Annotated in this window: 15 protein-coding genes and 1 riboswitch; of the genes, 5 read left to right on the forward strand and 10 right to left on the reverse strand. The window is 73.0% G+C overall.

Annotated features, from left to right (window positions below):
* Positions 1-6: 6 nt before the first annotated feature.
* From amaP to ACFXGI_RS13335, 5 genes are read right to left on the reverse strand one after another with little or no spacing between them, the layout of a single operon-like run.
* Positions 7-582 (reverse strand): alkaline shock response membrane anchor protein AmaP, encoded by a 576-nt coding sequence (gene amaP, locus ACFXGI_RS13315; protein WP_384705526.1) that lies wholly within the window; start codon positions 580-582, stop codon positions 7-9.
* 4 nt (positions 583-586) lie between these two features.
* Entirely contained in the window at positions 587-1,189 is a 603-nt protein-coding gene (locus ACFXGI_RS13320; RefSeq protein WP_384705527.1) for a DUF6286 domain-containing protein, read from the reverse strand.
* The gene (locus ACFXGI_RS13325) at positions 1,186-1,611 is read right to left on the reverse strand and encodes a hypothetical protein (protein ID WP_384705528.1); all 426 of its coding nucleotides are present in this window, start codon (positions 1,609-1,611) and stop codon (positions 1,186-1,188) included. Before ACFXGI_RS13325 ends, ACFXGI_RS13320 begins: the two co-directional genes overlap by 4 nt.
* A 7-nt stretch (positions 1,612-1,618) precedes the next feature.
* A complete protein-coding gene (locus tag ACFXGI_RS13330; RefSeq protein ID WP_384705529.1) occupies positions 1,619-1,807 on the reverse strand; it encodes a hypothetical protein in 189 nt (62 codons plus the stop codon).
* Positions 1,808-1,826: 19 nt separating this feature from the next.
* Positions 1,827-2,258 (reverse strand): Asp23/Gls24 family envelope stress response protein, encoded by a 432-nt coding sequence (locus tag ACFXGI_RS13335; RefSeq protein ID WP_078860112.1) that lies wholly within the window; start codon positions 2,256-2,258, stop codon positions 1,827-1,829.
* 193 nt (positions 2,259-2,451) lie between these two features.
* Between ACFXGI_RS13335 and ACFXGI_RS13340 the strand changes: the two genes are divergently transcribed.
* On the forward strand, positions 2,452-3,405 hold the full coding sequence (locus ACFXGI_RS13340) for a zinc-binding dehydrogenase (protein ID WP_384705530.1): 954 nt from the start codon (positions 2,452-2,454) through the stop codon (positions 3,403-3,405).
* 45 nt (positions 3,406-3,450) lie between these two features.
* Here the strand turns inward: ACFXGI_RS13340 and ACFXGI_RS13345 are convergent, their stop codons facing one another.
* The 3 genes from ACFXGI_RS13345 to ACFXGI_RS13355 all read right to left on the reverse strand — a co-directional run bounded on the left by ACFXGI_RS13345 (position 3,451) and on the right by ACFXGI_RS13355 (position 6,565).
* The gene (locus ACFXGI_RS13345; RefSeq protein ID WP_384705531.1) at positions 3,451-4,230 is read right to left on the reverse strand and encodes an enoyl-CoA hydratase/isomerase family protein; all 780 of its coding nucleotides are present in this window, start codon (positions 4,228-4,230) and stop codon (positions 3,451-3,453) included.
* A 162-nt stretch (positions 4,231-4,392) separates the two neighbouring features.
* Entirely contained in the window at positions 4,393-4,614 is a 222-nt protein-coding gene (locus tag ACFXGI_RS13350) for a helix-turn-helix domain-containing protein (RefSeq protein WP_030163146.1), read from the reverse strand.
* Between the two features lie 352 nt (positions 4,615-4,966).
* Positions 4,967-6,565 carry an ABC-F family ATP-binding cassette domain-containing protein gene (locus ACFXGI_RS13355; RefSeq protein WP_384705532.1) on the reverse strand — a complete coding sequence of 533 codons (1,599 nt, stop codon included), beginning with the start codon at positions 6,563-6,565 and terminating at the stop codon, positions 4,967-4,969.
* Positions 6,566-6,813: 248 nt separating this feature from the next.
* Here ACFXGI_RS13355 and ACFXGI_RS13360 point away from each other — a divergent pair, with 248 nt between their 5' ends.
* On the forward strand, positions 6,814-7,704 hold the full coding sequence (locus ACFXGI_RS13360) for a neutral zinc metallopeptidase (protein WP_384705533.1): 891 nt from the start codon (positions 6,814-6,816) through the stop codon (positions 7,702-7,704).
* 60 nt (positions 7,705-7,764) lie between these two features.
* Positions 7,765-8,160, forward strand: a complete 396-nt coding sequence (locus ACFXGI_RS13365; protein WP_384705534.1) for a VOC family protein — start codon at positions 7,765-7,767, stop codon at positions 8,158-8,160.
* Between the two features lie 54 nt (positions 8,161-8,214).
* Here the strand turns inward: ACFXGI_RS13365 and ACFXGI_RS13370 are convergent, their stop codons facing one another.
* Together ACFXGI_RS13370 and ACFXGI_RS13375 are read right to left on the reverse strand one after the other, a co-directional pair.
* Complete coding sequence (locus tag ACFXGI_RS13370) at positions 8,215-9,669, reverse strand: hypothetical protein (RefSeq protein ID WP_384705535.1); 1,455 nt, start codon at positions 9,667-9,669, stop codon at positions 8,215-8,217.
* Positions 9,670-9,786: 117 nt separating this feature from the next.
* On the reverse strand, positions 9,787-10,917 hold the full coding sequence (locus ACFXGI_RS13375; protein ID WP_384705536.1) for an alpha/beta hydrolase family protein: 1,131 nt from the start codon (positions 10,915-10,917) through the stop codon (positions 9,787-9,789).
* A gap of 355 nt (positions 10,918-11,272) precedes the next feature.
* Between ACFXGI_RS13375 and ACFXGI_RS13380 the strand changes: the two genes are divergently transcribed.
* Entirely contained in the window at positions 11,273-12,553 is a 1,281-nt protein-coding gene (locus ACFXGI_RS13380; RefSeq protein ID WP_384705537.1) for an anion permease, read from the forward strand.
* Positions 12,554-12,581: 28 nt separating this feature from the next.
* Positions 12,582-12,803 (forward strand): hypothetical protein, encoded by a 222-nt coding sequence (locus tag ACFXGI_RS13385; protein ID WP_384705538.1) that lies wholly within the window; start codon positions 12,582-12,584, stop codon positions 12,801-12,803.
* Positions 12,804-12,937: 134 nt separating this feature from the next.
* Positions 12,938-13,089, forward strand: a riboswitch (cobalamin riboswitch).
* Positions 13,090-13,105 lie beyond the last annotated feature (16 nt).

Raw genomic sequence — 13,105 nt, forward strand, 5'->3', positions numbered from 1 at the left:
AGCCCTTCAGGTCACCCGCCGGGCGCGGTGGGAGGTGATCCGGAAGCGGGCCTCCGCGGGCAGTTCGGGGAGGCCCGCCGACCGGCGGGCGTGGCTGAGCACCGGCCCCGCCAGCCCCGCCAGGGCGTCGGCCGGCACGGCGTGCGGCTCCAGTTCCAGCTCCATCCGCAGCTTCGGGCCCGCGCGCCGGCTCCGGCGCCCCTGCTTGCCCCGCAGGGCGACGCGGCACCGGGCGACCCCGTCCAGCGCCCCCGCCTCCGCGGCCACCGCCTCCTCCAACGCCCGCCCGCGCAGCACCGCGAACGCCCCGTCGCCGGTGTCGACCAGCACCGCGGGCAGCCGCGAGCGCCGCAGCTGGGCCAGCAGCCACCACAGCGCGAGCACCACGCACACCCCGAGCCCGGCGAGCACCGCCCACCACCACCAGCCCTCGGCATGCCAGTACCGCTCGCGGGTCGCCGCGGACAGCAGCGGCTCGTGGCGGCCGCCGAGCGGCCGCAGCGCCGTCAGCACCGCCAGCCCGGCGACCAGCAGCACGGCGCCGATGATCCCGAGCAGGATCCGGTTCACCGTCCCGAGCATCCCCTCACCTCTTCCCGACGGGGGCCCTGGTGACCCGTACCCGCGGCTGAGGCGCGTGCGCGAGGCCCAGTTCCCCGATGCCGACGGCCAGGACCTCCTCCAGGTCGGCCCGTACGTCGTCCAGCTCGCGGAAGTGCGACTGCGCCCGGATCGCGACGCGGGACCGCCGCACCGCGACCCGCGCCGAGCGCACCCCGGACACCTCCATCGCCCGGTCCCGCAGCACCAGCGCGGCGGCCTTGCGGCCGAGCCCGGCCCGTACCCCGCCGTCCGGGTCCGGCGTCCGCATCGGCAGGATCCCCCGGAGTCCCGGGGTGAGGGCGAGGAGCAGGAGCACCGCCCCGGCCACGGCGAGTACCGCTGCGCCGACGAGCACCCACGGGTCCGCGGGAGTCTGCTGCTCCAGCTGGTGGGCGAGTTCCGCGCGCCACTGCATGCCGGGGCGGCCTGCCCGTACGGCGGCGAGGTCGTACAGGAACAGGCCCGCCACACCGAGCACCGCCAGTGCCGTCAGCGCGGAGGGGATCCGCCGGGCGGACCGGAAGCGGCGGACGCGGGCCGGGTCCGCTTCCCGGGGCGGGGCTTGGCCGGGGGCGGGCGCCGTCACCGCAGCTTCCGGTCCCGCAGGGCGGCGGTGCGGGTGTGCGCGGAGTGCAGGTGCTCGATGTCGATGTCCACCTCGGGCACGGACATGCCGGCGTACTCCTCGACGCGGCGGACGACCTGGCTGCGGACGGCCGCGCACCGGGCGGCGAGGTCGGAGGGGTAGTCGAGCTCCAGGCTCACCCGTACCCGGGCGATGTCGTGGTGCACGGTGACGGTGGCGTGCGGGGCGGCCTGCCCGGCGGCGGAACCGGAGGCACTGGAGCCACCCGCAGGCCCGACGGCCCGGGGCGGCCCGTCCGGCTGTGCGGCGAGGGCCTCGCGGGCGGCCTGGGCCGCGATCTTGGCGACGACCCGGTCGGCGATCCGGGTGGCCCCCCGTTCGGCGGGGGGCGCGTGTGGGGGAACCACCCGTGGCGTGGTCATCGGGGCCTCACCTGTCGCGGTCGCGGGGGCGGGGGCGGAAGAAGACGCCGGGTTCCAGGTCCCCGTCCAGGAACCGGCCGACGATGAAGCCGATGGCGCCGAGCGCCGCCACCAGCAGGAAGGCCCCGAATCCGCCGAAGTATCCGGCGAACGCGAGCGCCATGCCGGCGAAGAGGCCGACCACGGCCATCCTCATGGGGGCTCCTCCTTCACTTTCACTGGAGTCGGGACTCCGGCTCCTCGTCGGGCTCGTCGGGCAGCTTCACGTCGCTGACCGCGATGTTGACCTCGACGACCTCCAGGCCCGTCATCCGCTCGACCGCCGAGATGACGTTCTCACGGACGGCCCTCGCGACGTCGCGGATCGACACGCCGTAGTCGACGACGATCTCCAGGTCGAGGGCGGTCTGTACTTCGCCGACCTCGGCCTTCACCCCGCGGGTGGCCGACGACTTCGCGCCGCCGGGCACCCGGTCGCGGACGGCGCCGAAGGTACGGGAGAGGCCGCTGCCGCTGCCCATGGCGTGGACGCCGACCACCTCGCGGGCGGCGAGTCCGGCGATCTTCTCGACCACCCCGTCCGAGATGGTGGTGCGGCCGCGGTCGGCCGGGTTGCGCGAGGCACCCCCGGATGTGGATTCGGTCATCGCGTGTCCCTTCGCACGGATTGGACTCACTCCGCACCACGGTATGCGCGGTGCCCCGGCGGCGCATCGGGACTACTCCGGTCGGCCGGGAAAGGATCCCCGCCGCTGCTTGACCTCAACTGCGGTTGAGGTCGGAGAGTGGGCAAGTGATCAAGGCCGAGAGGCCGTTTTCGGACAGGGCGGGGGAAGCATCATGAGGGCGATACGGGTGGACGGGTACGGCGGTCCGGAGGTCCTGGTGCCGGTGGAACTGCCGGATCCGGTGCCGGGGGCCGGCGAGGTGGTGGTCCGGGCCGAGGCCGTGGACACGATCTTCGTGGAGACCCAGATCCGCGGTGGCTGGGGCGAGTCCTTCGGCATCCACCCGCCGTACGTGCCGGGCGGCGCGGCCGCCGGCACCGTCGTCGCGGTGGGCGAGGGGGTGGACCCGGGCTGGCGCGGGCGCCGGGTGGTGGCGGCCCCGGGTACGAAGGGGACGTACGCGGAACTGGTCCGGGTCCCGGTGGAATTCCTGGTCCCGGTCCCGGACGGGCTGGAGGCGGCGGAGGCGGCGGCGCTGGCGCACGACGGGGTGACCGGCTCGGGCATCGTGGAGGGCGTCGGCATCGAGGCGGGCGAGCGGGTGCTGATCCTGGGCGCGGCCGGCGGGATGGGGACGCTGCTGGTGCAGTTCGCGGTGGCCGCGGGGGCGTACGTGGTGGGGGCGGCGCGGGGCGGGCGGAAGCTGGCGCTGATCCGGGAGCTGGGCGCGGACCGGGCGGTGGACTACACGGAGCCGGGGTGGACCGAGGCGGTCGGCGGTCCGGTGGACGTGCTGCTGGACGGGGTCGGCGGCGAGCTGGGCCTGGCCGGATTCGGGCTGGTCCGCGACGGCGGACGGGTCTCGGCGCACGGCGCCCCCAGCGGCGGCTTCACCGCACTGGAGCCGGCGCAGGCGCAGCGGCGCGGGATCGCGCTGCGCGGGATCGCCGAGGTCCAGTTCCCGCCGGCGGAGATCACCCGCCTGGCGGGCTTCGCCCTGGCCGAGGCGGCGGCGGGGCGGCTGCGCCCGGTGATCGCGCGGCGGTTCCCGCTGGCGGAGGCCGCGCGGGCGCACCGCGCGATGGAAGCCCGCGAGATCCCGGGCAAGGCCCTCCTGATCCCCTGACGGGGCCGACCGGGGTCCGGGGGCGGGAGCCCCCGGAACTCCGGGTCAGTCCGAGAGGCCGGCCAGATCGCGCAGACGGCGGGCCTGGGCGGCCCGCTCCGCCGAGCGCTGGGCGTCGTAGGGCCGGGATCCGGCGTCGCGGAGCAGTGCCTTCGTCTCGATCACGGCATCGCGCGGCGGAGCCAGCAGCGCCGTCGTGAGGTCCTGCACCGCCGCGTCCATCTCATCGGCGGGTACGACCAGGTTGGCCAGACCGACCCGCTCGGCCTCCTCGGCATGCACGAAGCGGCCCGTCGCGCAGATCTCCAGCGCGCGGGCATAGCCGACCAGCGAGGTCAGCGGCTGGGTCCCGGCCAGGTCGGGCACGAGACCCAGGCTGGTCTCGCGCATGGCGAACTGCACGTCGTCCGCGACCACGCGCAGGTCACACGCCAGCGCGAGCTGGAAGCCTGCGCCGATCGCATGCCCCTGAACGGCGGCGATGGAGACGATGTCGTTGCGCCGCCACCAGGTGAACGCCTCCTGGTATTCGGCAATGGTGGAGTCGAGCAGCTCGTCCGAACCGCGCGCCAGATCGAGGAAGGACGGCTCGCCCTCGAAACCCTCGGGGGTGAACGCCTGCCGGTCGAGTCCGGCGGAGAAGGACTTGCCCTCACCGCGCAGCACCACGACCCGGACGGTGCCCGGCAACGACCTTCCGGCCTCCGCCAACGCCCGCCAGAGCGCGGGGGACTGGGCGTTTCGCTTGGCCGGATTGGTCAGTGTCACCGTCGCGACCGAGTCGTCCACGGTGAGCCGTACGCCGTCCTTGTCGAGCAGAGCCATCTGTGTGCCTCCGGTGTGCAGTCGGCCGCAATCCCGGCCTAAGTGACTGCACAGTAACCACCCAGTCGGCCGGAGGGCCGACCGGGGGTCACCGAAGGAACCGCGGTGTGGGCAGACGAGCGCGACCCACCCCGGCCCCGGGCCTGACGGCCCGGGTCAGGGTCAGGCCGAAGCCGCCTTCTTGCCGCGCGTCGCGCCACCGCGACCACGCAGAATGACTCCGGACTCACTGAGCATCCGGTGGACGAATCCGTAGGACCGGCCGGTTTCCTCGGCCAGCGCACGGATACTCGCACCGGAGTCGTACTTCTTCTTCAGGTCTGCCGCGAGCTTGTCGCGCGCGGCGCCGGTTACCCGGCTGCCCTTCTTCAGAGTCTCGGCCACCCGTGCCTCCTCATGGGAAGTGCGCTCTGGACTTCTCATGATCACCCCTCCCCGGCTTCCTGGCCACCCATTCAGCAAGGTCGGTACGACGACATTTCCCGAGTCGTGGACACATCAGCAGAACGGAATCTCCTCTTCCGCTGCATGACGTCCATCACACTTCTCCACTCTCACCGGGAATCTCCAGGTCAGGGGCCGGAGAACAAAAAACGGCGGCCCCGGACGCGTACCCCGACGGGCACGGCCGAGGCCGTCGTACAGAGCACAGAGGTACGAGACCGTCTCACTCAGATGATGGATCACGCCTGAGCCGAATGATCCATAAGGAACTGGATCACCGGCTCCGGGAGGATCAGGCGAGGGCGACGAGGTCCCGGTAGTCCGGTCCCCAGAGGTCCTCGACACCGTCCGGGAGCAGGATGATCCGCTCCGGTTCCAGCGCCTCGACCGCGCCCTCGTCGTGCGTCACGAGGATGACCGCGCCCTTGTACGTGCGCAGCGCGCCCAGGATCTCCTCGCGGCTGGCCGGGTCCAGGTTGTTGGTGGGCTCGTCGAGGAGCAGCACGTTCGCCGAGGAGACGACCAGCGTGGCCAGGGCCAGACGGGTCTTCTCGCCGCCGGAGAGGACTCCGGCCGGCTTGTCCACGTCGTCGCCCGAGAACAGGAAGGAGCCGAGCGTCTTGCGTACGGCGACCAGGTCCAGGTCGGGCGCGGCCGAGCGCATGTTCTCCAGGACCGTGCGGTCGGGGTCGAGCGTCTCGTGCTCCTGGGCGTAGTAGCCCAGCTTGAGGCCGTGGCCGGGGGTGACCTCGCCGGTGTCCGGCTTCTCGGTGCCCGCGAGGAGGCGCAGCAGCGTGGTCTTGCCGGCGCCGTTGAGACCGAGGATGACGACGCGGGAGCCCTTGTCGATGGCCAGGTCCACGTCCGTGAAGATCTCCAGGGAGCCGTACGACTTCGACAGGCCCTCGGCGGTCAGCGGGGTCTTGCCGCAGGGCGCCGGGTCCGGGAAGCGGAGCTTGGCGACCTTGTCGTTGGCGCGGACGGCCTCCAGGCCGGCGAGCAGGCGGTCGGCGCGCTTGGCCATGTTCTGCGCGGCGACGGTCTTGGTCGCCTTGGCGCGCATCTTGTCGGCCTGCGAGTTCAGCGCCGCGGCCTTCTTCTCGGCGTTCTGGCGCTCGCGCTTGCGGCGCTTCTCGTCGGCCTCGCGCTGCTGCTGGTAGAGCTTCCAGCCCATGTTGTAGATGTCGATGACCGAACGGTTGGCGTCCAGGTAGAAGACCTTGTTGACCACGGTCTCGACCAGGTCGACGTCGTGGGAGATCACGACGAACCCGCCGCGGTAGGTCTTCAGGTAGTCGCGCAGCCAGACGATCGAGTCGGCGTCGAGGTGGTTCGTGGGCTCGTCGAGGAGCAGGGTGTCGGCGTCCGAGAAGAGGATCCGGGCGAGCTCGACGCGGCGGCGCTGGCCGCCGGAGAGGGTGTGCAGCGGCTGGCCGAGGACCCGGTCGGGCAGGCTGAGGGCGGCCGAGATGGTCGCGGCCTCGGACTCGGCGGCGTACCCGCCCTTGGTGAGGAACTCGGTCTCCTGGCGCTCGTACTGCTTGAGCGCCTTCTCGCGGGTGCCGCCGGAGCCGGTCGCGATGCGCTCCTCGTTCATGCGCATCTTCTTGAGCAGGACGTCGAGACCGCGGGCGGACAGGATCCGGTCGCGGGCCAGGACGTCGAGGTCGCCGGTGCGCGGGTCCTGCGGGAGGTAGCCGACCTCGCCCGAGCGGGTGATGGAGCCGGCGGCGGGCTGGCCCTCGCCGGCGAGGCACTTGGTGAGCGTGGTCTTGCCCGCTCCGTTGCGGCCGACCAGGCCGATGCGATCGCCCTTGGCGATGCGGAAGGAAGCGGACTCGATGAGGACGCGGGCGCCGGCGCGCAGCTCGACGCCGGTGGCGGTGATCACGGAAATACTCCAGGGCGGGGGGACGGCGGAAGGGGGGCAGGACGCGATGCTTCGACGCCGCTAATCCGCGAGGAGATTTGCCATGGGATTCATTCTACCGGGGGTGCGCAACCAGTTTTGGGGGCGTCCTGCCCTTGACATGTCGCCCGTTCGGCGCACGGATCACCCCGGTGGGGCAGGCCGCGTATCAGGATGGACCGGGTGATACCCGCCGCAGGGGCGGCCACGTTGAATCGAGGCGGTGCGGGATGCAGTTCGACGACGACGCCAACCTGGACACATCCGAGGTCAAGGATGTGCGCAGCAGCCGCGTCCCGGGCGGACGCGCGACGATCGGCGGCGGCATCGCGGGCCTCATCGCACTGATCCTCGGGCTGCTCTTCGGGGTGGGCCCGGACCAGCTGGGGCTGTCCTCCGGGAACCCGGAGGCGACGGCGACCTCCTCGTCCGTCAGCGAGGTGCAGCAGTCCTGCAGGACCGGGCGGGACGCGAACACCCGGGAGGACTGCCGGCTGGTCGCGGTCGTCAACAGCACCCAGGACTTCTGGAAGGACGAGTTCACCCGGCGCGGCGGCCGGTACAGCCCGGCGTCGACGGTCTTCTTCACCGGCCGCGTGAACACCGCCTGCGGGGCCGCCACCTCGGCGGTCGGCCCCTTCTACTGCCCCGCCGACCGCCAGGTCTACCTGGACCTGGGCTTCTTCGACGAGCTGCGGACGAAGTTCGGCGCGAGCGGCGGCCCCTTCGCCCAGGCCTACGTCGTCGCGCACGAGTACGGGCACCACATCCAGAACCTGACCGGAACCCTGCAGAAGGCCCAGGACGGGCGGCAGGGCGCGAACAGCAACGCGGTCAAGGTGGAGCTGCAGGCCGACTGCTACGCCGGGGTGTGGGCGCACAACGCGACGAGGACCCCGGACGAGTCCACGGGCCGGCCGCTGATCACCAGCCTGACCGACCAGGACATCAAGGACGGCCTGGACGCGGCGGCCGCGGTGGGCGACGACCGGATCCAGGAGAAGTTCCAGGGCCGGGTGACCCCGGAGTCCTGGACGCACGGATCGGCCCGGCAGCGCCAGCAGTGGTTCTACCAGGGCTACCGCACGGGCGACATGGCCCAGTGCAACACCTTCCGCTGACCGTCGGCGGCGCCTGCCATGCTGTGACGCAGGTCACCGTCACGAGAGGGAGTGGTCGTCATGGCAGGCGTTCCGTCCATCTGTCCCACGCTGCGTTACCGCGACGCGAAGGCGGCCGTCAAGCTGCTCACCGAGGCCTTCGGCTTCAGCCAGATCGCGGTGTACGAGGGCGGGGACGGCTCGGTGATGCACGCGGAGCTGGCGTACGGCAACGGCCTGGTGATGCTGGGCAGCAAGGGCACCGGCAGCACCTTCGACAAGGCCATGGGTGACGGCGGGCCCGTGGGGGTCTACGTGGTGGTCGACGACGTGGATGCCCATCACCGGCGGGCCGCGGAGCACGGCGTGGAGATCCTGATGGAACCCACCGACCAGGACTACGGGTCCCGCGACTACATGGCCAGGGACGCCGAGGGCAACATCTGGAGCTTCGGGACGTACGCGCCGCAGGTCTGAGACCCGCGGCGCGTTCCCGTTCCTCCGTACGCGGCGCTCCGGGCGCTCCGGGCGCTACGCGCCGCCGGTGTGGACCTGGAAGGCGGCCCGGCGGACCGCCTTGGCCAGGGCCGGGTCCGGGTGCGCGGCCGCCAGGGCGACCAGGACCTGGACGGTGCGCGGGTGGCCGACCGCGCGGACCTCGTCCAGCAGTCGCGGGACGGTGGTCCGGACGGCCGAGTCGAGGTGGCGCGCCAGCAGGTCCGCCTCGCCGTGGTCGGCGATGGCGGCAGCGGTGTCCACCCAGAGCCAGGTCGTCTCCTCGGCGGTGAGCACGTCCTGCGCCTCGTCGGGATCGACCCCGTCGTGCTCGGCGAGCCAGAGCAGGGCGTAGGGCCGCAGGGCCGGGTCGTGTACGGCGGCGCGCACCTCGGGTTCGGCCGGCGCGCCGACCACGCGCAGTGCCTCGAAGGCGAGCCCGCGCAGCAGGGCGTCCTCGCCGCGGGCGGCGTGCAGCAGTTCGCTGACGGCGTGGCCGACGGGCCGGGCGGCGAGCCAGGCCTGGTATTCGGCGCGGGCCGGTCCCGGGGTGAGCCGGGCACAGCCGTGCAGCATCGCGGCGGCGGACTGCTCGATGTTCCCGGCGGGGCTCTGCGCGGCGACGCAGATCTGTTCGAGCTTGACCCAGACGGCCCAGCTGCCGAGCGGGGTGAGGGCGGCCTGCGCCGGACCGAGGGTGACGGCGTCGACGGCGGCGAGCCCGCCGAGCGCCCAGCGCAGCAGCCGGGCGAGCGGGACGGGCGCCGTGTGGCCGGTCGCCTCGGGGCCGGCGTCCGGGTCGGACCCCGCGCCGTCCGCGGGCGAAGTCTCGCGCGCGGGGGCGTCGTACGGGATCTCGCAGCGCTCGTCGCGAAGTTCGGTGACCCTCTGCCCGAGCAGGTCCAGCAGATCCGGAACGGTCACGGGACCGGCGGACAGCTGGAGCAGGGAAAGCAGTTGGGGCATCGCCTCCACCACCTCGGCGACGACCGCGGGGGTGATGTCGGCGGGGGCCGGGTGGACCAGCGACCAGGCGTCGAACAGGGCGACCCAGCCGCGCAGTACGGCGGTGTCGTCGCGTTCCCAGGCGCGCAGCCGCCAGCCGGGCCTGGCCTGGCCGCCGTGCACCTCGACGAGGCCCGCGAGCCGGGCTCGGTCCCAGCCGACCCGGATCTGCCCGTGTGTCAGGTTCAGTTCACCAGCGGCGCGTTCGACGTCGGCGGCGGGCAGCGCTCCCGCCGGGGCGGGCCGCCCTCCGTCGCCGGCACCGAGGTTGAGCTCGGCCCAGCGGGCGAGCCGTACCGCGTCGGCCAGCGAGGCCCGGGCCCGGCTCGCGAGTTCGACCGTGGCCGGGGTGCCCGCCGGGGGCCGGGAGGCGGAACGGGCGCGTCGGTCGGTCACCGCCTTACGGGCCGCGGCGACGGAACGCGGGGAGACGAGTCGGAGTCTGGAGTCGCGAGCCAACTGCTCATCAGGCTTTCGGGACGTCACGGAAGCAGTCTCGCCCGTCACCGGCCGAAAGCCCAAACGGAACCAGCCATTATCGCCACTCGCCGGGGGGACATACCGGGAAAATGTCTCCGCCCTGCCCCGTCCGGCACACGGCCTTCACATAAGAGGGGTCAGAAACCGCCTCAGGGCCTCCTCGTATCCGGCCGGATCCGCGTTCCACATGGCCCCGTGCGGGGCTTCGCGGACGGTCCGCAGCGTGACCAGGTCGGGACGGGCCGCGGCGAGCCGGCGCGAGGGCTCCCAGGGGGCGAGCGTGTCGTCCGGCCCGTGGAAGATCAGTACGGGGACGCGCAGCGCCCCGGGGTCCGCCCCGGGCCCCGACCGGTCGGCGCGCAGTCCGGCACGCCCCTCGGCGGCCCGTACCGCGAACGGAACCAGCGCGGCCGGGGTGCGGCGGGCGGCGACGAGCGCGCGCAGCGTGGTGTGCCAGTCGAGGACCGGCGAGTCCAGCACGAGCCCGCAGATGCGGTCGGCGAGCGCCGAGCGCTCGGCGGCGTGCAGGGCCATGGCGGCCCCGGTGGACCAGCCGTGCAGGACGACCCGGCGGGCCCCGTAGCGCACGGCGTAGCGGATCGCGGCGTCCACGTCCCGCCATTCGGATTCACCGAGGTGGCCGAGACCGTCCGGTGACGCGGGTGCCCCGAGGTCCCCGCGGTAGGCGAGGTCGAGGACGGGCATCCGCTGGCCGTGCAGGAAGGGCATGACCACCATCGGGTGCTCGCGGCCGGCGCCGAGCCCGTGCACGGTGATCACCCAGGTGTCGCGGGCGGCGGGCACGAACCAGGCGGGCAGCCCGCCGAGCTCGCCGGGGACGTCCACGTCGGCGTGGTCGAGCCCGAGGGCGGTACGCGGGTTGCCCGCGTACACCTGGGGGGTGAGGGCGACCCGGGCGCCGGGGTCGAGGCTGCCGTGGGTGACGGCGAGGAGCCGGCGTACGACGGCGTCCGGGCCGGGGTCGAATCCGTCGAGGACGGGTCCGACCACGGCGTGTACCCCGGGGGCGCAGAGCCCGTACGTACCGGGGCGCAGGGAGGCCAGCGAGCGGGTCAGGGCGACCCGGCCGGACCCGCTGGAGTGGACGCTGAGCCGGGCCCCGCCGGGCAGGGGGCGGCCGGGTTCGTGGCGCAGGGCGGCGTCGGCGGCGTACCGGCCGGCCGCGACCGCGGCGGCGCCGGCCCCGACGAGAGTGGTCGCGACGGCCGCGGCCGTCGCTGTGGCGGAAGGCACGGCTCCAGTGTCGAGGCGGGAGCGCGAGCGGGCCACTGGAGCGGAATGTTCCGATTGCGGCCCGGCGGGTCCGGGAAGAGATCCCGGGGCGGTCCGCCGGGGTCGGCGGCCGGGAGTGATCTGCGTCTCCCCGCGAGCGTCTCCGAGGCGGGTCCGGGGCCCTCGGGCCCCCGGTGGAGCCATCCGTTCACCCAGCTTTGACGTGCATTAATCGCCGTATCAGCGCCAAAATGGGGATGAAGGTCCCGATGGCACGACGGGCCCGTACACCGCTCCGCCGGAGTCAGTTCACCTTCCGTTCATCCAGGTTGCCTACGGTCGCCGAGCCACTGACGTCAAACAGAAGCCTGGGTAAATGGAGCACATAACGCTTCTCCTCGGGATCGTGATCATCACCGCTCTCGTGTTCGACTTCACGAACGGTTTCCACGACACGGCCAACGCGATGGCCACCACCATCTCGACCGGCGCCCTCAAGCCCAAGACGGCGGTGGCCATGTCCGCCGTGCTCAACCTCGTCGGCGCGTTCATGTCCGTGGAGGTCGCCAAGACGATCTCCAAGGGCCTGGTCAACGAAGAGGGCATCCAGCCGGAAGTGATCTTCGCGGCCCTCGTCGGCGCGATCCTCTGGAACCTCGTCACCTGGCTGGTCGGACTCCCCTCCAGCTCCTCGCACGCCCTGATGGGCGGCCTGGTCGGCGCGGCCGTCGCCTCCGCCGGCCTCGGCGCCGTCAACGGCGGCACGCTCGTCACCAAGGTGCTGCTCCCCGCGGTCGCCGCGCCGATCGTGGCCGGCGTGGCCGCGATGCTGGCCGCCAAGGTCACGTACAAGCTGGGCGGGAACGTCGGCAAGAAGACCTCCGCCAGGGGCTACAAGGCCGGTCAGATCGCCTCGGCCGGTCTCGTCTCCCTGGCGCACGGCACCAACGACGCGCAGAAGACGATGGGCATCATCACCCTGGCGCTGGTCGCCGGCGGCGCGCTCGCGCCCGGCTCCAACCCGCCGGTCTGGGTCATCGTCTCCGCCGGCATGGCGATCGCGTTGGGTACCTCCCTGGGTGGCTGGCGCATCATCCGCACCATGGGCAGCGGCCTGACCGACCTCCAGCCGCAGCAGGGCTTCGCCGCCCAGACCTCGGCCGCGAGCGTCATCCTGGCCTCCTCCACCCTCGGCTTCTCCCTCTCCACCACCCACGCGTGCTCCGGCGCCGTCATGGGTGCGGGCCTGGGCCGCAAGGGCGGTGTGGTCCGCTGGTCCACCGCCACCCGCATGTTCATCGCCTGGGGCCTGACCCTGCCGGCCGCCGCCGTCGTCGCCTCCGGCGCCGAGCTGGTCATGCGCACCGGTGACGTCGGCGTCGCCGCGGTCGCGCTCTTCCTGGTCGCCTCCTGCGCCGCCATCTGGCTCATCTCGCGCCGCCAGGTCGTCGACCACAGCAACGTCAACGAGGTGCAGCCGGCCGCCGCCGAGGCGCCGGGTGTGGTCACCACGGCCATGGCCGCCGTCACCGTCCCGCCGACGATGGCCGCCGAGGCCGCCGCCGGTACGACCGCCGCGGTCACCGACGAGGCCCTGAAGGCCACCATCCCGGCGGCCGCCCCGGCCGCGCCGGCGGCTCCCGCCGCCGCGGTCTGACCCCGAGAACGACAGAGGAATCCGCAGTATGAAGATCGACTGGGCAGCACTCGGCTCCGTCTTCGGGGTCAGCCTCTCCGCCACCGTCGCCCTCGTGGCCCTGTTCACCCTGGGCCTGGTGGGCCTCTCCAAGCACGAGGCCGCCACCGAGCAGGGCGGCACCGCCACCCTCGCCCGCAGCAGTGCGTACGCCTGCTTCGCGCTCGTCGCGGGGGCCGTGGCCTACGGGATCTACCTGATCGTCGCCTGATCCCGGCCGACACGACCCGATCGATTCGGGCACGGCGTACGAAAGCTCCCTCCGGGTTTCCCGGGGGGAGCTTTCGTACGTCTGTGACGTGTGCCGTTCACCTGCCTCGCCGCAGGTCAACGGCGAGTTGACGGGCCTTCGCGGTGCGTGGTGGACTGCCCGAGCCAATACGGCGGCATGGAGAGGAAGTCCGGTGCGAATCCGGCGCGGTCCCGCCACTGTCACCGGGGAGCACGCGGCTCGTGCGCCCCGGGAGCCAGGAACTCCCACCGCCGGACACGTCGAACCAGGGCGCGGACCCT

It is taken from the genome of Streptomyces sp. NPDC059355, assembly GCF_042752335.1.
In the GTDB taxonomy this organism is placed as follows: domain Bacteria; phylum Actinomycetota; class Actinomycetes; order Streptomycetales; family Streptomycetaceae; genus Streptomyces.